Genomic DNA, 20838 nt, shown 5'->3' with positions numbered 1-20838 from the left:
TGTAATTAAACCAGCCATCGAGCTGGTTTTTTTACGTCTGAAATTTGAGTTGCAGTAAGACACAAGTGATTACTTTTAATAAGATCGCCTCGCTGAATAAGCGTGCCAGTTCAAGTCTGACTGCGGCTACCATCCTCTTGTTGCAAAACGAGTTAACTAAATAGTTAGTAAGTATGCGTTATCGGCTGAAATTTAAGCTTGTAATGGAATATTAAGAGTGAGTCTTTATAACGAGCGTTCTGCACTCTTGATTAAAAATATGCCTGTAAGCATCTTGGGCGAACGGTTTCTTCATTTATGTTTAGGGTTAAGAAATGTTGATAGGGAAGTACGGTATGCCTTAATTAGTCATTTAATAAGCATTCGCTGAATATAATTTGCTTGATTAGATCGCGTTTTAACCAGTTGAATAAAATCATTAAATTACTTATTGACTGAGATTTTTATTCAGGTAAAGTGTGCCTCGTTCCCAAGTGATGGGAAACAAAAGGGCGCGATGGCAGAATGGCTATGCTGCGGATTGCAAATCCGTCGATCTCGGTTCGACTCCGGGTCGCGCCTCCATAAACTTCAGTGTTTATAAAAACAGAACAAGAATTTGGTGAGTTTAGTTTCTTCGATAAGAAACAAGCAGTATTGATACCGACAGTACGTATCATCAAAATCAAAGAGTTTGCCCGTGTGGTGGAATCGGTAGACACAAGGGATTTAAAATCCCTCGCTGAATAAGCGTGCCAGTTCAAGTCTGGCCACGGGTACCATCTTCTAGTAAGAAGATGTAATTAAACCAGCCATAGAGCTGGTTTTTTTACGTCTGAGTTAAAGCAAAATCCCTCGCACTCTTGATTGAAATCAGGCGTGCCAGTTCAAGTCTGGCCACGGGTACCATCACTAAAGCTTCGGCATAAGCGGGGCTTTTTTGTATCTAAGTACAAAGTGGTTTTGAAACCTCTTGCCTCTTCATTGAGGTCTCACGTATTCGCTCAATTTAAGTCAAAAGTATTGTAGTCTCTATTGATGTAAGCAAACCAAGCGTAACCTTGCCTGTTTTTGTCTGATTTTAATTAAAAACGCCGCAATGCTAACCATATAAAAGATACCTGAGCTAGTTAGATTAAAGGCATTGCCGTCTCAATCTATATAGTTAAGTCAGTCTTTGAGCTTATTTCTTATACATTTGGCGTGTGTATACTCATTTTCATCGTGGACATTTTTGGCTAGCAATTCTTAATCGACTTTTTATTGGCTAATGTCGGTAAAGCATTAATTGGATTTAGAAAAAAACGCTCTCTTTATAACTGCTTTGCAAGCTGTATTGTCTGCTTCTAGCTAATTTATATTTTGGTCATATACAAAACATAATTGTTTGCCATACTTAAACTAGACTGCTTGGAAGGGGAGTTAGATGGACTTCAGTCGTTTAATATGTTGTATAAGTTTATTGTGTTTTAGTCTTGTTAGCCTTGCTGATGAGCGAAGCCAACGCGCTCAGAAAATGTTGTATCAACAGGTGTCATTGCTTGCACTGGTTGAAGCAAACTCCCACTTTGACAAGCATAAATTATCTTTGTCTCAACCGGTAGTTGATCCGCAAGTTATTCAACAAATTGAAGAGGATATCCTAGACTTTTGGCAATCAAGGCAAATTCCAGTAACAAACCATGCTTATGCTGAATTGAACGATCCGCTTGTAAGGGCAATGTCTTTAGAGCCACAACTTGCTAATTATCTACAAGTTCAAAACCGGATCAGGCATTTGCAGTGGTTGGATGCACAAGATTGGTGGCAACCCATTCAAATTGAATACTTAATTCGTCCCGGTAAGCAAGATCCAGTTATCCCGGATATTGTTAGACGATTATGGCTATTGGGTGATATTGATTCTTCAGCGTCAGAGTCAACAATGTTAGATAGTAAGGTTGCTGAGGCATTAAGGCGTTTTCAGCGTCGCCATGGATTGCAGCCTGATGCGGTTATTGGTCCAGAAACCATAAAGTGGCTAAATACTTTACCAAGTGAAAGAGCGTCAATTCTAGCCAACAGCTTTGTCGAGCGTGCTGAGTTTATGGCACAACGATCCGAACGTTTCTTGGTGATAAATATTCCTGCTTTTGAGATGGAGCTGTTTAACCGAGGTAAAGTCGAGCTGACGTCTAAAGTGATTGTCGGTAAGCCTTATCGTCCGACTCCATTATTGAGCAGTTCGATTTCCAATGTTGTGATCAACCCAAGTTGGCGTGTGCCTAAAACAATAATGTATAACGATCTGCTACCTCAGGTGAGAAAAAATGGCAATTATATCGCTGAGCGCAATTTTGATGTTTATGATCGTGATAATAAACGCATGCACAGAACTGCAGAGCAATGGAGTGATCTTGCGAAAGGTCCATTTCCTTACCGATTTGTGCAACGACCCGGTCTAAATAATACCCTTGGTCGCTACAAGTTCTATTTTCCAAATGATTTTAGTGTTTATCTGCATGACACATCAGATCCAGAGTTATTTGATCGAAGTTATCGAGCACTGTCCTCTGGTTGTATCCGGGTTCAGAATGTTGAAGGATTAGCGAATTGGATGGCTGCCAACCTAGTTAAAGATAAACAGACTTGGGTAGATAGACATGAAGAGCGCACAAAAACCCAATGGTTTGCATTGAATCAAACCTTGAATGTTCATTTAGTTTATTGGACGGCTTGGATGGATGATGCAAACCAAGCTCAGTTTAGAAATGATATCTATCAAATGCACAGTCAACCCGTCAGAAAAGACACTGCCAGCGCACAGATCAATGACTTGTAGTTCACGTAGCACTAATTTAGCTTCTTTGCTTGATTTCTTAATAATGAAAGGTTAGTTTGCTTGCCAGTTGTTTGAAAAGTAGTCAGTGGTGAAAGTGTGTCAGTAGTATGTTCCTCTCGTAGACAGTTATTATTAGGCTTAGGTGGTGTAGCGATGTTTTCAATGCTGCCGTCCAAAGCACATGCAAGTCGTTCAACCAAGGGAGTTAGAAACTTAGGTTTTTATAATCGCCATACGGGAGAGCGAGGGCAAGGAAGCTACTGGATAGATGGTAATTATCAAAATAATATCTTAACCGATTTTAGCCAAGTCCTTAGAGATCATCGCCAGAACGAATCAGCGCCAATGGACAAACGTCTTTTTGATTTCGCTTTTAAGCTAACTGAGCAATTAAGTTTTGAAGATGAGTTACATGTTATCTCTGGATATCGCTCACCAAAAACCAATGCCATGTTAGCTAAAAATAGTAATGGTGTCGCAAAGAAGAGCTATCATATGAAAGGTATGGCGCTAGATATTGCCTTGCCAGGGGTCAAATTAGCCCATGCTCGAGAGGCGGCAATAGAACTAAAACTTGGTGGGGTAGGCTATTATCCAAACTCAGGTTTTATCCATATTGACACAGGGCCTGTGCGTAATTGGTAAAACGCGGCTTATTTTGAGTTTTAGGTGAGATAAGCTTTGTGGTTACAAATTCTGTGTGTTAGAATCCGCCCGCTTTAAGCAAGTCACATTGGTCGAAAATGATGACTTTAAATTTTTATTTTTTATAAGTGAGTTAAATATGTCTTACACTATTGCTGCACAAGTACGTACAGAAATCGGGAAAGGTTCGAGCCGCCGCCTACGTCACGCTAAAAAAGTTCCTGGTGTTATCTACGGTCCAGGTAAAGAAGCTATCTCTATTGTTTTTGAACACAAAGATATCATCAACATTCAAGAGCACCAAGATTTCTACACTTCTGAACTAACTATCGTTCTAGAAGGTAAAGAAGTTAAAGTTCGCGTTCAAGACATGCAACGCCACGCGTTCAAGCCAATGATTGAACACGTTGACTTCAAATTCGCTTAATATTAAGCCTGTTTGATAAAAAGCGCCTTTTCTAAGGCGCTTTTTTTATGGCTGGACTATTCGCTTGGCTGTTCTGGGCAGCTAGCGATAATTTTACTTGTTCCTTCGTCATATTGTTCCAGCTTTACATCAAAACCCCATAAACGATGCAAGTGCTTTAAAACCTCGTGACAGGTATCTGCTAGTGGGATCCTTGAGTTAGGAACATAGCGCAACGTAAGTGAACGATCGCCTTTAACCTCAACATTTTGCACTTGAATGTTTGGCTCAAGATTAGACAGGTTATATTGCTGCGATAGCTTTTGTCTAATTTCACGATAGCCTTCATCGTCATGAATTGCTGAAACTTGAATATGATTCTTTCTATCATCATCTAATATCGAAAACAGTTTAAACTGTCTTATGATATTGGGTGACAAGTATTGGCTAATAAAGCTTTCATCTTTGAAGTTTTCCATAGCGAAGTGCAGGGTGGTGAGCCAGTCACTTCCTGCAATATCAGGAAACCATTCTTTGTCCTCATCAGTCGGGTTTTCGCAGATCCTGCGAATATCAACAAACATGTTAAAGCCTAATGCGTAAGGATTGATGCCACTATAATAGGGACTGTTATAACTAGGTTGTGCCACGACGTTAGTATGACTTTGCAAGAACTCCAGCATAAAGCGGTCGGTGACTAAGCCTTCATCATAAAGGTGATTTAATATAGTGTAGTGCCAGAATGTTGCCCAGCCCTCATTCATTACTTGAGTTTGTTTTTGCGGGTAAAAATATTGGCCCATCTTACGTACTATGCGTACAATTTCCCGCTGCCATGGTTCTAACAATGGCGCATTCTTCTCAATAAAGTAGAGAATATTTTCCTGTGGTTCAGAGGGAAAACGCGCTTTCTCTTGCTTAGCTTCTTCCTGAGGCTGTTCTGGAATGGTTCGCCATAATTGGTTTACCTGACTTTGCAGATATGCTTCTCTATCTTTTTGACGTACTTTTTCTTCCTTGAATGAAATTTCGCTTGGGCGCTTATATCTATCTACACCATAGCTCATAAGCGCATGACAAGAATCGATAATACTTTCAACTTTCTCGATCCCGTATAGTTCCTCACACTCGCTGATATAATTTCTGGCGAAGACTAAGTAGTCAATAATTGAGCTAGCATCAGTCCAAGTTTTAAAAAGGTAATTACCTTTAAAGAAGCTGTTATGACCAAAGCTAGCATGCGCCATAACTAGCGCCTGCATTGTGATGGTATTTTCTTCCATCAAGTAAGCAATACACGGATCTGAATTAATCACAATTTCATAGGCCAGTCCCATCTGGCCACGTTTATAGCCTCGTTCTGTTTCGATAAATCGTTTACCGAACGACCAGTGAGTATAGCCAATAGGCATGCCTATTCCGGCATAGGCATCCATCATCTGTTCAGCAGTAATGACTTCAATTTGGTTTGGATAGGCATCCAAGCGGTAAATGCCGGCAACTCGCTCAATTTCGGTTAAATAAGTTTGTAAAAGCTCGAAGTTCCAATCTGGGCCATCATCCATTGGTATTGTTTTATTTGGAGTATCCATTAGCGCCTCCTAAACAGCCTGCTTTTTAAATAGCTCTCTAAAGACAGGGTAAATATCTTCAGCCTGTTTGATATGTTGAACTGCAATGTTAGCGTGAGACTTTTGTAAGTCTTCATATTCACGCCATAGGGTTTGGTGAGCTCGATTGGTGATCTCGATATAGCTAAAATAACGCACCACGGGTAACAGTTTCTTTTCAAGCAATTCATGGCAAGAGGGAGAGTCATCAGCCCAGTTATCGCCATCAGATGCCTGAGCTGCATATATGTTCCATTCATTTTCAGGGTAACGTTTTTGCTGAATTTCATGCATTAGCTTTAACGCACTTGAAACGATGGTGCCACCAGTTTCTTGAGAGTAGAAAAACTCATGCTCATCAACTTCCTTAGCTTGAGTATGGTGGCGAATATAAACCACCTCTAGGTTTTTGTAGGTGCGAGTAAGGAAAAGGTACAGCAATATATAAAATCGTTTTGCCATATCTTTGGTTGCTTGATCCATCGAGCCGGAAACGTCCATTAAACAAAACATCACAGCTTGGCTTGATGGTACTTCTCGCTTAGCGTAGTTATTGTAACGTAAATCAAAAGTATCAATAAACGGTACTTTTTTAATACGCTCTTTAAGCTCACTAATCTCTGCTTTTAACGCTAATATGCGCTCAGCTTCTGAGCCTGGTGTGTTTTCTAAATCAAGTAATTCACGCTCTAATTCAACTAACTTTGACTTTTTAGTTGATGTCATTGCGGTTCGGCGAGCAAGAGAAGAGCGTAGTGAACGCACAATATTGATATTGGCAGGTACGCCATCATTGGTAAAGCCAGCACGATATACCTGATACTCGACCAGTTTGTTTAATCGGTTATTTTGTAAATTAGGTAGTTCAAGATCTTCAAATAGTAACTCTAGATACTCGTCTTTTGATATTTGAAAAACAAAATCATCCTGACCTTCTCCTGAGTCCGATGCGTCCCCTTGGCCTGCACCTTGACCTTGTCCCTTTGGCGGGCGTTCAATTTGATCGCCGCGAGCAAATTTGTCATTACCGGGATGAACTCGTTCACGAATGCCGCCATTTCCTTGGTGAAAGGTCGGCTCACTTATGTCACGAGTAGGGATACTGATTTTCTCGCCTTTATCTACATCTGTGACGCTACGGCGAGTCACTGCATCACTCACCGCTTTTTTGATCTGTTTCTTGTAACGATTGATGAACCGTTGACGATTAACGGTACTCTTGCCTTTGGCGTTGAGTCTTCTATCGATAAAACTTGTCATGCGCACCTCCTAGCCAATAGCGGGGGAGCGAACTCCCCCAAGGGGCCTTTTAAGAAGACTTTCTTACTCTCAAATACCATTCTGAAAGTAGTCTTACTTGTTTTTGGGTGTAGCCTTTTTCCATCATACGATTGACAAAGTCATCGTGTTTACGTTGGTCGTCGGTTGAAGTTTTGCCGTTGAAAGAAATGACCGGTAATAGATCTTCTGTATTAGAAAACATCTTTTTCTCAATTACCGTTCGTAATTTTTCATAGCTAGTCCATAGTGGATTAGTGCCTTCATTATTGGCTCGTGCGCGCAATACAAAATTGACAATTTCGTTACGGAAATCTTTTGGATTGCTTATTCCTGCAGGCTTCTCTATTTTTTCTAGCTCTGCGTTCAACGCTGCTCTATCAAATAGCTGACCTGTTTCTGGGTCACGATATTCTTGATCCTGGATCCAAAAGTCAGCATAGGTGACATACCTATCAAAAATATTCTGACCATATTCAGAGTAAGACTCTAAGTAAGCGGTTTGAATTTCCTTACCGATAAACTCAACATACTTAGGTATCAAGTAGCCTTTTAAGAACTCTAAATAGCGCTCAGCGGTTTCTGTTGGAAATTGTTCTTGCTCAATTTGTCGCTCTAAAACATAAAACAGATGTACTGGATTGGCGGCGATTTCAGTGTGGTCAAAGTTAAATACCCGAGAAAGGATTTTAAAGGCAAAGCGGGTTGATAGCCCAAGCATCCCTTCATCAACACCTGCATAGTCGCGATATTCTTGATAAGACTTAGCTTTAGGATCAGTGTCTTTTAAGCTCTCGCCATCGTAAACACGCATTTTCGAGTAAATAGATGAGTTTTCTGGTGCGATAATTCGCGATAAGACACTAAACTGCGCAAGGGTTTCAAGCGTGCCCGGTGCGCATGGTGTATTTGCCAGCTCAGAGTTTGCCAGTAGTTTTTCGTAAATTCGCACCTCTTCAGAAATGCGTAAGCAATAAGGCACTTTCACAATATAGACACGGTCCAAAAATGCTTCATTGGTTTTGTTATTTCTAAAGGTTGTCCACTCAGACTCGTTGGAGTGAGCCAAAATAATCCCCGAGAAAGGCAGGGCGGATAGACCTTCTGTACCGTTGTAGTTACCCTCTTGGGTTGCGGTAAGTAAGGGATGCAGCACTTTAATCGGTGCCTTAAACATCTCCACAAATTCCATCATACCTTGGTTAGCGCGACAAAGCGCACCTGAGTATGAGTAAGCGTCGGCATCATGTTGGGCAAAATGCTCAAGCTGACGAATATCGACTTTACCCACAAGAGATGAAATATCTTGGTTATTTTCATCACCGGGTTCGGTTTTAGCAATGGCAAGTTGGTCGAGGATTGATGGGTACACTTTAACGACTTTGAATTTAGAAATATCGCCACCAAATTCATGCAAACGTTTAACAGCCCAAGGTGACATAATCGTTTTTAGATAACGTTCAGGAATATTGTATTCCCCTTTAAGGATCTCTCCGTCTTCATCTATGTTAAATAAACAAAATGGATGGTCATTAACAGGGCTGCGTACTCCATCGGCAGTGAGCACATATACTGGAACGTCTTGCATTAGGGCTTTTAGTTTTTCTGCCAGTGAAGACTTACCGCCACCAACAGGACCTAGTAGATACAAGATCTGTTTCGATTCCTCTAGCCCTTGAGCAGAGTGTTTTAAATACGCCACAATTTGCTCAATCGCTTCTTCCATGCCGTAAAACTCTTTAAAGGCAGGGTAACGAGAGATTAGGCGGTTGGAAAATAGCCTGCTTAATACAGGATCTTTTGAGGTATCGATAACTTCGGGCTCACCGATAGCCATTAATAGTCGTTCTGCAGCGGATGCGTAAGCACTGCGGTCTTGTTTACAGATAGTTAAAAACTCTTCTAATGAATACTCTTCGTCGAGTTTCTTCTCATAGCGCTGTTGGTAATGCTCAAATATACTCATAACCGGCCCCCTGAAACGCAAAAAAATAAGATTAGAGGTAAATTGGATTTGCCTCCTATCTTTAATGTTAGTAGTAAAATGCGAGCTGTGTAGTAAAAAACTAAATAAAAACAATAAGAAATAGTTGCAAATGCAATAATTGCAGTTGAAATATTTTGCAAAAAGTAGGCTATTTTGAAGCTGGAGTTAAATCTGACTGTTGTTTAACTATAGGAATCCCACGACGAACAGTCAGCAGAAGATAGCTGTTTGAGGTAGTTTGAGTGTGCTTGAACTTTGTTTTCTAAACACTATTAGAAATATAGCCAAATAAGATGACATCTTATTTGGCTATATATAGAAGGGGATGACTAAGCCTAAGGTTAGTTAGGACGATATCATCAGATGTTGAAAGCACTGATAGCGAAATGACTATCAGGCTCACTTTTAATCCGTTGAGTTTACTTTGAATAGTTAAACTCAGAAGTTGCTCGCCATAAACGGTAACGGATCTGGCTTCCCTCCGGCAGATAAAATACTTTTGGTAATCTGCTGTCATATTTTAGGGTTAGCTTATCGCTGATGGTTAAAAACTTTTCAGTTTTTTCCTTTTCAAAACAAGCCATCATAGTACTAGGCCCATCTTTGATTTCATCAACTTGGTAGAAATTGTAACCCCATCCTTGCACAGTTTGTTGGGTTAACTTCCCCATCAAACCATGCTTATTACAGTCGACATTTCTTAATTGACCGATCTCAATCTCCACCATGTAGTTATCTTCGTTATCGAGTTTTGGTAGGGTCAGAATGTGCTGTACCTGACCATCTTCAGGTTTTGGATACATTTTAGTGGCATCAGAAGCCTGATAATTCTCTAAGGTATAACTTTGACTCGTTAACATGTTTTGGTTAAGTCCTGAAGGATGCACTGGGCTGGTGGCGTTTGCATTAAAAGAAAAAGCGGCAAACATAATCGAAGTTGTCAGTAAAGTACGGGCAAGTTGTTTAGTTGTGTTAGTTAAAGTAGTCATAAACTCTCCAAAGTGAATACGTCTTGTGTATGTTTGATATCCCTATAAACGGCAGACAATTTAAAAAGGGTTAAAAAAATTAAAATAAATTTCGCTATTTTTTCTTTAATAGCAAAAGCTAAGTAAAATACTGCTTAATATCAATTAGATAGCCCTTGATATATTTTTTGGTTTAAACGATTTGAGCGCGCTTTAATGGGCATAAGTTGTTTTTATTTTGCAATTATCTTAACGGTTTTTTTATCGATTTACCCCCTTCGCGCCATACTGATAAGCGTATAAGTCGTTAACTTGGTTGTGATCTGTGTCACGTATCTATTTTTCTTATTTGTGTTGAGTAAGCCTAAGTCGCAAACTTAGTTTGATTATCAAATAAATCGATAATCGATTAATTTGGGGTTCAACTTAAACTCAAAGTTGTGCATGACCTATAAAAATCAAAAGTAAGGTATCAACATGCTTGATAGTGAAACCGGGAAATCTAACTGTACGCATAAACAGAACTTTTCCAGCTTAAATAGTGCAGGTGAACGCAATACGGCCTACGTACTATTACTGACCGTTGTCACCATGGTTGCGGAAATTGTGGCTGGTACGATATACGGCTCAATGGCGTTGCTCGCTGACGGCTGGCACATGGGGACCCATGCTGCAGCTTTTCTCATCACACTTTTCGCCTATCGTTATGCTCGTAAAAATGCTAACTCTAATAATTTTTCATATGGAACGGGCAAGGTTACTGTATTGGGGGGATACACCAGTGCTATTGCATTAGGATTAGTAGCACTGATTATGCTGGTAGAGTCAGCAACCAGAATATTGAATCCACAAGAAATCTTTTTTAATCAGGCGATACTGGTTGCTTTCATTGGGCTTACGGTAAACGTTGTCAGCGTGTTTCTACTAAAAGACCATCACTCTCATGATCACAGCCACTCCCATGGCCACAGTCATTCTCATGGTCACGCACATAATCATAACCATGATCACGCACATAATCATAACCATGATCACGCACACAATCACGGTCATAGCCATACTCATGAACACGCACATTCCCACGATCACAACTTACGCGCAGCATACTTTCATGTATTAGCAGATGCACTCACCTCACTGTTGGCTATTATTGCACTGCTGATGGGTAAGTATTATGGCTTAAACTGGTTAGATCCTTTGATGGGGATTGTTGGCGGGGTAATTATTAGCCGTTGGGCATGGGGGTTACTAAAGCAAACGGGGCCTGTTTTGCTAGATGCAAGTATCGAGCAAGAGTATATTGAGCAGATAGTTACTGTGCTTGAAGATGAAGGTGCAAAGGTAGCAGATGCTCATATTTGGAAAGTAAGTGCTGATCACTTTGTAGCAAGCTTTGTTGTTGGCTCTACAACAGGTCAAGATGCTGGCTATTATAAAGCCAAAATTGCACATTTTGAGCGCTTATCTCATGTCACTCTTGAAGTTAATCAGCTGCCTGAGGCACAATAAACTTGTTACCCTTTTTAGAGTGAAATAGATGAAAAACCAAGATGATAGTTTAAACCATGCAATGATCGAGTTTTACGAGAAACTATCATCTTGGGAGATGGCCGTTGTGAAAGATAAGGGCTTTAGTTTGCCTCAGGTTCATACGGTAGAGATCTTAGGTCTAAACGGGCCGATGCGCATGAAGGAGTTAGCACAAAAGATAGGCATAACCACGGGCACGTTAACTGTTCAAATAGATAAAATGGTCGATGCTGGACTCGTTGTTCGTGTGCCCCATGCAAATGACAGACGCTCTATACTTATAGAGCTTACTGAAAGTGGTCAGGCGATGTTTGCCGAGCACGACAAGTTGCACATGCAACTGACCCATGACTTGACAGCCAAATTTGATGACAGCGAACGTGCCATGTTGCTGGACTTTTTTGAACGGATTAATAAAGAGTTTTAGCAAGCTTGTAATTTTGCCAGATTCAAATAATCAAACGAAGCAATCAATCTAACCGCTTTACCCTCACAACTTTGTAGCAGAGATAGCCCTAGTCTCTATGTCAAACAGCTCTGCTGTCTTGTTTTCACTTAATCACTGATACATTTGATACATATTTTGCTAACTTGTGGTAAATTTGCCGCGATTATCTTTGTTGATTATCAGTAAAGTGCTAAAATATAAGACAAACAGCTAATCTAAGCTATTGGCAAGGAAGGCCGAACCTTTTATAACTTGTCTAAATTTAAGTGAGCTATCTCAGTGCTATCACGTCTAAAAAACCTTAGTAGTCTCCAATTTACATTTATCTTGGCCCTATATTATGTTTGTGTATTTAACATTCCATTCTTCGCAGTGGTTAAACACGGAATAGATAAGCAAACCGATGTCAACATGTTGTTTGTCGCAACCATTCCACTATTTTTAGTGTTTGCGTTAACGTTTGTGTTTAGCTTGTTTAGCGTTAAATACCTAGCAAAACCCTTCTTTATTGTACTAACGCTAATCTCTGCAAATGTATTTTTTGCCGAATTTCAGTATGGCGCGGTATTTGATTACGGCATGATAGAAAACCTGGTGCAAACTAATCGGGCAGAGGCCTCTACCTACCTTAACTGGGTATCAGTGTTGAGCTTTTGCATTACCGGTGTGATCCCGGCTTTGCTGATTTATAAAGTGAATATTCATTACCAACCTTTTGCTAAAGAGTTATTGCGAAAGGCGTTATTTATGCTCGCTATGTTGGCTGGCATATTGGTAATCGCCGCTTTTTACTATGAAAACTATTTAGCATTTGGGCGTAATAATAATCTTATAAAGCGCTCGATAATCCCGACTTACTTTATTGGTTCTGCGGCTAAATTTATCAACATTAACTACTTACAAACACCGCTTGAGTATCGCCAGCTTGGGCTGGATGCTGAAATTGACGCTAATAAAACCAAGCCGAACCTAGTCGTCATGGTCGTTGGTGAAACGGCGAGGGCGCAAAACTACAGTTATTACGGTTACGCAAAGCCAACCAATTCACATACTAAAGATCAACAGCTTTTGGTTTTTAAAGATACTCATTCTTGTGGCACTGCGACAGCGGTTTCCTTGCCATGCATGTTTTCTCGAATGGATAGAAAAAATTACAATGAGCGCCGAGCTAAAGCACAAGACAGCGTAATCGACGTACTGGATCATGCAGGAGTGCAATTACGTTGGCTTGATAACGACAGTGGTTGCAAAGGGGTATGTAACAATATTCAGCACATTTTGGTTGATAATTCAAAGCTAACTCAATGGTGTAATGGTGAGTCGTGCTTTGATGAAGTGCTTCTACAGGAGCTTGATAGTCAACTTAGCAGCATAAAAACCAAAGATACGCTTATTGTGCTTCACCTTATTGGCTCCCATGGGCCAACTTATTATCAACGTTACCCTGAGCAGCATCGTGTGTTTAAACCCGACTGTCAGCGAAGTGATATCCAAAACTGTACCCAACAAGAGTTATTCAATACTTATGATAATACAATTTTGTACACCGACTATATTCTTTCTAAAGTGGTTGAACGTCTAAAACAAATTGAGCAGTTTGATACTGCTATGATTTACATGTCTGATCATGGTGAATCTCTGGGTGAGCGTGGCTTATATTTGCATGGCGCACCCTATGCGATAGCACCAACACAGCAAACTCGTATTCCTTTCTTAGTTTGGTTGCCTGAAGATTTTGCTGAACAAAACAAATTAAGCTTGAGTTGTTTACAGCAACAAGCCAATAGTGGTGGTTTTTCTCATGACAACCTCTTTGACAGCTTACTGGGGTTAATGAATGTCAAGAGTACAGTATATAAACCGCAGGGTGATATTTTTGCTCGTTGTAAACAATAATAATTTATTTAAGATAGTTTCTATGCAAAGAAGCTGGCAACATTTGTTTTCTTGTTTAAACTATTGATTGGTATGGATATCAATAAGGGATGACTAAATTTATGGATATGGCGAAACATTTATCAGAAACTGAGTTGTCGGCTAAGATATTGCGCCATGCTGTTCCTAGAATGTCGGAGTTAAGCATTCCTGTCACACCCGATAATTATGCAGTGTGGTACGAATACTATAAAGGAATTAACCTTGACTTAAAGCGCGCCATTGATGGTTTATTGGAAAATAAGGTCGAGTTTACTCCAGAGATCTGCAATAGCTTGTATAAAAATTATATTCAGATGAATTATCCGGATGTTATCGAAAGTGTGCAGATTGAAACTCAAGTTTTAATCAATAGCTTGATTTCGAAAATTGCGAACATGAGTAAGGGGACTTCTAAGTTTTCAGCATCACTTAATGAGTTTGATAATGCACTACAAAATAATGCCGATCCCGCACTGTTAAAGCAATTAGTCGAGGGGGTTTCTAGCGAACTTGATGAGATTATCCATACCAACAACCAGATGGATGAAAGCCTTAACAGCATGAATCAAGAGGTAGAAGCGTTAAGAACCGAAATGCTAGAACTACGTTCTGAAGTTTTAACCGACCAGCTTACATCACTCAATAACAGACGAGCTTTTGACCAAGAAGTCATTAGTCATATTGATAGTTTTAATCATGGAAACGTCGAAAGTAGCTTGTTGGTTGTAGATATCGATTATTTTAAAAAATTTAATGATACTCATGGCCATCTAATTGGTGACAAGGTGTTAGCCTATGTTGGGCAAGCACTTAAAAATGGTGTCAAAGGTGACGACTTTGTTGCTCGCTATGGCGGCGAAGAATTCGTTATTTTACTGCCTAATACTGATCATCAAGATGCACATAAAGTTGCCGAAAACCTCAGGCAAAAAATTGCTAATCGCAACTTAACGATAGGTAAAGAGAAAAAAATGCCATTGGGTAATATTACCGTGTCAATTGGAGTAGCGTCGCTGCGACCACACGATGATAAAGACAGCTATTTTATTCGAGCTGATGAAGCCCTATACCGAGCCAAATCCTCAGGACGAAACTGCGTGATGGGTGAAGCGATAGTTGAAACGCCAATTTAAACATTAGCGCAATTGTAAGTACGGATAAGGTCATCGGTTTTACTGGGCGTTATCCGTACTTTAGTATTATTGTTCAAGTTACTCTAAATTATTGCGCTTTTAAATCCATATGCATGTGGATCAAACGTTCTTCCATATCAAAAGTTACAGTAAAGCCCAAACTTTTCGCTAGGCTTGCCATATTGCGGTTTTCAAACATAGTAAAGCCAGTCAGAATCAGGGTATCGTTGTTTTTGTAATAACGTACCAGCTTTTCAAGCAATAACTTACCTAAACCTTGGCCTTGAAAGTTACTGCGCACTGCCATTGCAAACTCAGCTTCGGTGTTATCCGGATCGATTGATGCTCTAATGGCGCCTAATGTGGTTTCTTCGCCATCATCGCCAATCTCGGTGGCTATAAATGCCATCTCGCGTGCGTAATCGATCTGGGTTAATACCGCCATCTCTTCATGGGTCATTTTAGAGCGAACACCAAAGTAACGCTTATACCTATCTTCATCCGACAGTGAGTTATCAAATGCCAGATGTTTTGGTTCATCTTCAGGCAGAATAGGGCGCAACATCACTTGTTTGCCATTTTTAAGTAGCGCGGTTTCTTCTAACTCTTTTGGATAAGGCGAGATAGCAAGGCGAGACGCGTTATCGCTTGGCTCAGGATTTAGGCCGATATTGACATCGAGTAGGGTGATCTCTTCACCGGCGCACAATACCGGATTAAGATCGAGTGTTGCAATTTCGGGGCAATCAATGATGAGGTGCGAGATCTGGGTGAGCATCACACAAAGCGCATTCATATTCAGCCCACGTGGTAAGCGTCTATCGCGAATTTTCTGTGTCTTTAGTGCTTGGATCACCATATAACGCGCTAGCGTCATATTAAGTGGAGGCAATGCAACTACTGCATCTTTAGTCGGTTCCCATTCAGAGCCACCTTCGCCAAGTAAAATAGCGGGGCCAAATACAGGGTCATTGGCAACCGCGACACGGATCTCTTGTGCTCCCGCTGTCAGTGCCATCTTTTGCACGATAAGCCCTTCAATCTTGGCGTCAGGATTGAGCGAGATCACTCGCTCTATCATAGCATTTGCAGCTTGTTTTACTTCACTATCTGACGTGAGGTTAAGCATCACCCCATGGACGTCAGATTTATGATGAATATCAGGAGATTGCACTTTTAAAGCAATGGGGTAACCCGCTTGTTTGGCAAAGTCCACTGCTTGTTCTGCATCAGTTGCAAACCAGGTATCGACGGTATTAAGCCCGTAAGCTTCTAAAATACCCCGAGATTCATGGGTTTCAAGCAAGGTTTTACCATTGGCAATCGCTTGTTGAAGTTTACTTCTTGCTGTATGGCTATCGGCGGGGATATTAACCGGAATAGACTGTGGCACCTCTTGCAGTAATTTTTGGTTACGGCGATATTCAACCATATGCATAAATGCACCAACGGCACCTTCTGGAGTGCGATAGGTTGGAATGCCTGATTTAGAAAAATGTTTACGCGCTTCGTAAGCAGAGTCTTCACCGCTCCAATTAGTTAACACATTGATTTTATGTCTATTAGGATGGTTGGCAATTGTGGTTGCAATGGCCTCGGCTATCTCAACACTTTCGCCTAATGCCGATGGTGAATGCAGCACTAAAATTGCGTCGAGATCATCACTGTCCATCATGATCTCAAGCGCTTTTGCGTAGCGGCTATAATCTGAATCACCACCTATATCTACAGGATTTTGTCCAGACCAGCTTTTCGGCAGTAGTTGGTTTAAGCGTTGATAAATTTCGCTCGATAACGGCTGTAGCTTACCGCCACCTAACATGAGTTCATCCAGCGCAAGTACTGCAGGTCCACCACCGTTACTAATGATCCCCAAACGCTCACCTTGAAGCGGTCTTGAGTGAGCAAGAGTCTCGACTGCAGCAAACAGCTCGATCAAGTCGTTAACTCTCAGCATACCGGCACGCCTAAACGCAGCCTCATACACGGCATCGTTACCAGCTAAACCGCCAGTATGTAGTTTAGCAGCACCCGTTCCCTCAATGCTTCTACCAGACTTAATCACTAAAATGGGTTTATTTCTCGATGCAGCACGAGCCGCTGATAAAAAGTGGCGCTTCTCATTGACCGAATCGATATATAACAAGATCGCATCAGTTTTAGAATCACGGCCTAAATAGTCCAATAGCTCATCGAAGTTAATGTCGTTGGCATCGCCAAGAGAGATAAACGATGAGAAACCAATCCCCTTATTATTTGCCCAATCCAATACAGTGGTGCAAATAGCCGCAGATTGCGACACAAAGGCGATTTTTCCCGGTAGGGCAGCTGTATGGGCAAGACTCGCGTTGAGGCCCAAGTTGGGTAATATCATTCCCAAGCTATTTGGTCCCAGTATACGCATACCATAACGTTGGGCATGTTGCTGAGTTAAACTCAATAAACTGACGCCGTCATCGGTAAACTCATCCGCTAAACCAGAGGCCATAACAATTGCCACCTTACAGCCGAATTGGGCTAAGGTTTCAATGATCGCAGGCACGCTTCGCGCCGCAGTACACACAATGGCTAAATCAGGTTTTAGAGGTAACGACTCAATATTAGGATAAGCCAATACACCCAGAACGGCTTCATATTTGGGGGTTACAGGCATTATAGGCCCAGAAAACCCACCAGATAGTAAATTCTTCATTAACACATTGCCAGCGCGTTTTGGTCGATTTGATGCACCAATAATGGCAACCGAGGTAGGTTTAAAGAGTGTGTGAAGCGTACGTTGGCTCATAAACTTATCCTATAAGTCAGTATGTTATGAGTGTACATGAGGTGTAATGATTTACCACTGAATAATAGTTAAAAAGCCAAAATGCTCAGCGATTGATAGCAACCAAGAATAGACTGAGCCTGAGCTGTAAATATTGAAACAAGTTACTGTAGTGTTTTAAAACTAGAAACCAAATTGCTTCAACTTTCGGTAACTTTAAAGGTGTTGACTGCGTACCAAGGATAGAACCGAAATCAATGTATATCTCATAATAAGAAAAAACATCATTACTATGCTGGTCCTCTCATTGTTTAGGCAAGCCTTTACGCAATCTAAATTGAAGTAAATGTAAACGGAGCAAACTGCTTACAGTAAGCAAACTTTGATTAATTGGGCAAACATATTTCACACAGCTTTGACTCTTAAATTGCTTAATTCAGATTTAGATAAACATGCGTAAAGCTATGATTACAGCTATTGCTGGTCTGATGACTTGTAAATTTTTTAATAAATGACCAATAGAACATTTTCTCGAAATTTTTCATCAACTAAGCAAAATCCTATTAATTTACGAACCTCAATGCAATATTAAAGTTTTGTGACAGGAAAAATACAACCGAATGAATAAAATCGAAAATTGACAAGATGATTCTTTGGGGGGGGCAGAGTTAAATATATTAAAACCTTACAAAAATATACAGTTTTAATTATCAGGGCTAACTTTTAAGTGAAAATGAAATTAATTGTCACTGTTCCATTAGAAATACTTATACCTTATAGGTATATATTATTACTTTCTGAAGTGTTAGCTCCCTCGTTAAATTTAGCTTCATAAGCAACGCCATCAAAAATAAGCCTTAATATATAAATTCTAGGCATAACAAATTAATCAAGTTAAAACACTTGCCGTGTTATTAGCACTGCATTCCATCTAAACTCACAAACTATTAATACTCTATTCAAGAACACCGGTAATTGTTGTGGTATACAGATGAATAACGAAAGAGTAACAGCACTCTATTTTTACGATAACGGCCATAAGATGTGGGTTACATATACTATATTAGAACCCGAGCAAATCAATGGCGTTAGTAGGCAACAATATTTAGGGATATTGCAATATCTAAGAAAAAACAATGGAACAAGATATGACCTGTACAAATTACTGTTACACGAAAAATAAACGAGACCATGTGTTTTCAAGCTTCCTTAAAAAGATACGAGCAAACCGAGTTCTTTCTCAGGAGCAACTCTGCTTGCAACTTAGACAACATAGCAATCTATTTTACAATTTAGACACCATTACTATAAGTAGATGGGAGCGAGGAGTGAATATACCTTCTTTAGCGAAACAAGCAAAAATTGTTGAATTGTATGATAATGAGTTAGCTTGTATTTATGCTTGCGACAAGGAGTTTATTCAAGAATCAAGCTATTTAATTAAGAGTGATTGTGCACAACAAAAGTCCATCCATCCTTACTATCGAAATGATGAATATCAAATACATACCATCGATATTAATGATGATAGGTTTTATCTAGTGTTAAAAATGATCCTGAGATACGAAGGAAATCCAACTTTAGCAATATGCCCCGAACTAGAAGAGTTTGTTAGTTTAAAGAATTTACAAATTTCGATCGCAACAGCCTTTAACGGGCAAATTATTGGCCACAGTCTTTTTCTAAAAACTACTGAAATAGTCATAAAGGAAATCGCAGAGACAAATAAAGATTTAGGAACAATTATTAAATCAAGTAAGAGTAATGACCATGATGCGATGTTAGTATTTTCCTCTTCTGGTGCTACTACATAAGTTGAGAACAGCATTATGTCAATATATCTAAACCAGTTTTCAGAGAAGAAAAAGATGCGCTACTTATGCTTCTATACAAGTGATAGAAACCTAATACGCAAACTAAGAGGTGCTAAATTAAAGACTTGTAGAAATACAAAGGTTAAGCATAAGACAAAAATCATAAATATAAGGTACTACTTCTTAAAACGTTCGGATTTAATGGCGAATCGTTTTTTACTGAAATTAGCAATAATTACACCGCAGAAACTCGGTAACTTGCTAGGAGCATATAAAAAGGAACAGCGAAATGAAGATACTAATTGTTGACGAATGTAGATTTCGAAGGAGAGCAGTAAGGAAACAGTTTACAGATGCCATGACTGGTTTACCTATTACATTTCATCATAGTGAATGCAGTAGGAGTACTATCAACACCTTAGAAAATGCAAAACAATCAATGCTAACAAAAGTAAATTTGATCATCATAGAGCTAAACCTAGTTATTGATAACAATTTAGCGATAATAAATTATATGATTAAACTAAAAGATTGTTTAACTCCCATTATCATTATAGGTTCTGCTGATATCTGGGTTTTGGAACTGGTAAAAAATATAGTGTTAGGCTTCAAGTTAAATTTGCTTGGCAGTCTTCACGTTCCTTTAAAAGACGGGGATATTTATAATATCATTCAAAGTAATAAACAATTATATGGCGATGAGAATACTGCGAGCAGCCCAATAATCCCCAATGATATAGTAGGAGTGATAGGCAATCTAGATGAGGACAAACTATCTCTTTATTATCAGCCAAAGATACATACCACCACAAATGAGATAGTTGGTTTTGAGGCACTATCTAGGATTTATGTTGATGAAAACAACATACTAACGCCAGATTACTTTATGCCTATCATAGAAAGTGATAGTTTAAATTTTAACTTAACTAAACTCGTGTTTGAAAATGCGCTTGAATATTGGGGGGCTCATGAAATTCTCAAAGAATATCAGTTGTCGGTAAACATTAATGCAGAGGACCTACTTTGTGAAGACTTAGTTAGTGATATTATAAGGCAATATGAGGAATATAAAGATATTGATTTAACACTTGAGCTAACTGAGTGTTCGCCTATAGAAGATGAAGATTTAACTCTTGAATCAATAAATAGGATTACAGCCAATGAAATAAAAATATCGATTGATGATTTTGGCAAAAGTTATTCAAGTTTAGACAGGTTAGATTCGATCCCTTTTGACGAGTTAAAAATAGATAAAAGCTTTATTTCAGACATGGATATTAATAGTCGGCATCAAGCAATTGTAGAGGCTATTATAGCGCTTGCAAGTAAACTAAAAGTCAAGGTGACGGCCGAAGGTGTCGAAAGCACCTCAGTTTTAAAAATGTTAGTACAAATGAATTGCGACTATGTACAAGGCTACTATTTTAGTAAACCTATAGCTGGAACAGAACTGCTAGACTGGATTGATAATTATAATAGCCAACTTCATAATATTTGAAAGTTAATGCATTAATATAATTACCATTACCTTATGGGGT

Annotated in this window: 14 protein-coding genes and 2 tRNA genes; 11 read left to right on the top strand and 5 right to left on the bottom strand. The window is 39.6% G+C overall.

Annotated elements, in window-relative coordinates; genetic code table 11:
• Positions 1-490 precede the first annotated feature (490 nt).
• The 5 genes from L884_RS0112680 to rplY all read left to right on the top strand — a co-directional run bounded on the left by L884_RS0112680 (position 491) and on the right by rplY (position 3872).
• Positions 491-564 (top strand) — tRNA-Cys (locus tag L884_RS0112680).
• Positions 565-675: 111 nt separating this feature from the next.
• Positions 676-761: transfer RNA gene (locus L884_RS0112675), tRNA-Leu, on the top strand.
• A 644-nt stretch (positions 762-1405) separates the two neighbouring features.
• Entirely contained in the window at positions 1406-2800 is a 1395-nt protein-coding gene (locus L884_RS0112670; RefSeq protein WP_028767857.1) for a L,D-transpeptidase family protein, read from the top strand.
• 96 nt (positions 2801-2896) lie between these two features.
• Positions 2897-3445 carry a peptidoglycan L,D-endopeptidase MepK gene (gene mepK / locus L884_RS0112665; protein WP_028767856.1) on the top strand — a complete coding sequence of 183 codons (549 nt, stop codon included), beginning with the start codon at positions 2897-2899 and terminating at the stop codon, positions 3443-3445.
• A gap of 139 nt (positions 3446-3584) precedes the next feature.
• On the top strand, positions 3585-3872 hold the full coding sequence (gene rplY, locus L884_RS0112660) for a 50S ribosomal protein L25 (RefSeq protein ID WP_028767855.1): 288 nt from the start codon (positions 3585-3587) through the stop codon (positions 3870-3872).
• A 56-nt stretch (positions 3873-3928) separates the two neighbouring features.
• On the opposite strand, the gene L884_RS0112655 is transcribed toward rplY, so the two are convergent.
• The 4 genes from L884_RS0112655 to eco all read right to left on the bottom strand — a co-directional run bounded on the left by L884_RS0112655 (position 3929) and on the right by eco (position 9715).
• The gene (locus tag L884_RS0112655) at positions 3929-5443 is read right to left on the bottom strand and encodes a SpoVR family protein (RefSeq protein WP_028767854.1); all 1515 of its coding nucleotides are present in this window, start codon (positions 5441-5443) and stop codon (positions 3929-3931) included.
• Positions 5444-5452: 9 nt separating this feature from the next.
• Positions 5453-6721: a YeaH/YhbH family protein gene (locus L884_RS0112650; protein WP_028767853.1), complete on the bottom strand. Its 1269-nt coding sequence runs from the start codon at positions 6719-6721 to the stop codon at positions 5453-5455.
• A gap of 49 nt (positions 6722-6770) precedes the next feature.
• Positions 6771-8705, bottom strand: coding sequence for a PrkA family serine protein kinase (locus L884_RS0112645; RefSeq protein ID WP_028767852.1), 1935 nt, complete (start codon positions 8703-8705; stop codon positions 6771-6773).
• A 440-nt stretch (positions 8706-9145) separates the two neighbouring features.
• Entirely contained in the window at positions 9146-9715 is a 570-nt protein-coding gene (gene eco, locus L884_RS0112640) for a serine protease inhibitor ecotin (protein ID WP_051435627.1), read from the bottom strand.
• A 456-nt stretch (positions 9716-10171) separates the two neighbouring features.
• On the opposite strand from eco, the gene L884_RS0112635 reads away from it, so the two are divergent.
• From L884_RS0112635 to L884_RS0112620, 4 genes are all read left to right on the top strand, one after another.
• Positions 10172-11203: a cation diffusion facilitator family transporter gene (locus L884_RS0112635; RefSeq protein WP_028767850.1), complete on the top strand. Its 1032-nt coding sequence runs from the start codon at positions 10172-10174 to the stop codon at positions 11201-11203.
• 28 nt (positions 11204-11231) lie between these two features.
• Complete coding sequence (locus tag L884_RS0112630; RefSeq protein WP_028767849.1) at positions 11232-11651, top strand: MarR family winged helix-turn-helix transcriptional regulator; 420 nt, start codon at positions 11232-11234, stop codon at positions 11649-11651.
• Positions 11652-11951: 300 nt separating this feature from the next.
• Positions 11952-13568 (top strand): phosphoethanolamine transferase, encoded by a 1617-nt coding sequence (locus L884_RS0112625; protein ID WP_028767848.1) that lies wholly within the window; start codon positions 11952-11954, stop codon positions 13566-13568.
• 101 nt (positions 13569-13669) lie between these two features.
• On the top strand, positions 13670-14722 hold the full coding sequence (locus L884_RS0112620) for a GGDEF domain-containing protein (RefSeq protein ID WP_028767847.1): 1053 nt from the start codon (positions 13670-13672) through the stop codon (positions 14720-14722).
• Positions 14723-14810: 88 nt separating this feature from the next.
• On the opposite strand, the gene L884_RS0112615 is transcribed toward L884_RS0112620, so the two are convergent.
• The gene (locus L884_RS0112615; RefSeq protein ID WP_028767846.1) at positions 14811-17507 is read right to left on the bottom strand and encodes a bifunctional acetate--CoA ligase family protein/GNAT family N-acetyltransferase; all 2697 of its coding nucleotides are present in this window, start codon (positions 17505-17507) and stop codon (positions 14811-14813) included.
• 1115 nt (positions 17508-18622) lie between these two features.
• On the opposite strand from L884_RS0112615, the gene L884_RS22060 reads away from it, so the two are divergent.
• Both L884_RS22060 and L884_RS0112605 read left to right on the top strand, forming a co-directional pair.
• Positions 18623-19300: a helix-turn-helix domain-containing protein gene (locus L884_RS22060; protein ID WP_211239200.1), complete on the top strand. Its 678-nt coding sequence runs from the start codon at positions 18623-18625 to the stop codon at positions 19298-19300.
• Between the two features lie 289 nt (positions 19301-19589).
• Positions 19590-20798, top strand: a complete 1209-nt coding sequence (locus L884_RS0112605) for an EAL domain-containing protein (protein ID WP_028767845.1) — start codon at positions 19590-19592, stop codon at positions 20796-20798.
• Positions 20799-20838: the final 40 nt, after the last annotated feature.

The sequence above is a fragment of the Shewanella fidelis ATCC BAA-318 genome (genome assembly GCF_000518605.1).
GTDB classification, from domain to species: domain Bacteria; phylum Pseudomonadota; class Gammaproteobacteria; order Enterobacterales; family Shewanellaceae; genus Shewanella; species Shewanella fidelis.
Note: the sequence above shows the minus strand (reverse complement) of the source record. Positions and strands in the feature narration are given on the sequence as shown.

Excerpts from the sequence above, each read along its gene's own strand:
- L884_RS0112670 (WP_028767857.1), top strand. The coding sequence starts at position 1,406 with ATGGACTTCAGTCGTTTAATATGTTGTATAAGTTTATTGTGTTTTAGT.
- rplY (WP_028767855.1), top strand. The coding sequence starts at position 3,585 with ATGTCTTACACTATTGCTGCACAAGTACGTACAGAAATCGGGAAAGGT.
- L884_RS0112655 (WP_028767854.1), bottom strand. The coding sequence starts at position 5,443 with ATGGATACTCCAAATAAAACAATACCAATGGATGATGGCCCAGATTGG.
- L884_RS0112650 (WP_028767853.1), bottom strand. The coding sequence starts at position 6,721 with ATGACAAGTTTTATCGATAGAAGACTCAACGCCAAAGGCAAGAGTACC.
- L884_RS0112645 (WP_028767852.1), bottom strand. The coding sequence starts at position 8,705 with ATGAGTATATTTGAGCATTACCAACAGCGCTATGAGAAGAAACTCGAC.
- eco (WP_051435627.1), bottom strand. The coding sequence starts at position 9,715 with ATGACTACTTTAACTAACACAACTAAACAACTTGCCCGTACTTTACTG.
- L884_RS0112635 (WP_028767850.1), top strand. The coding sequence starts at position 10,172 with ATGCTTGATAGTGAAACCGGGAAATCTAACTGTACGCATAAACAGAAC.
- L884_RS0112630 (WP_028767849.1), top strand. The coding sequence starts at position 11,232 with ATGAAAAACCAAGATGATAGTTTAAACCATGCAATGATCGAGTTTTAC.
- L884_RS0112620 (WP_028767847.1), top strand. The coding sequence starts at position 13,670 with ATGGATATGGCGAAACATTTATCAGAAACTGAGTTGTCGGCTAAGATA.
- L884_RS0112615 (WP_028767846.1), bottom strand. The coding sequence starts at position 17,507 with ATGAGCCAACGTACGCTTCACACACTCTTTAAACCTACCTCGGTTGCC.
- L884_RS22060 (WP_211239200.1), top strand. The coding sequence starts at position 18,623 with ATGGAACAAGATATGACCTGTACAAATTACTGTTACACGAAAAATAAA.
- L884_RS0112605 (WP_028767845.1), top strand. The coding sequence starts at position 19,590 with ATGAAGATACTAATTGTTGACGAATGTAGATTTCGAAGGAGAGCAGTA.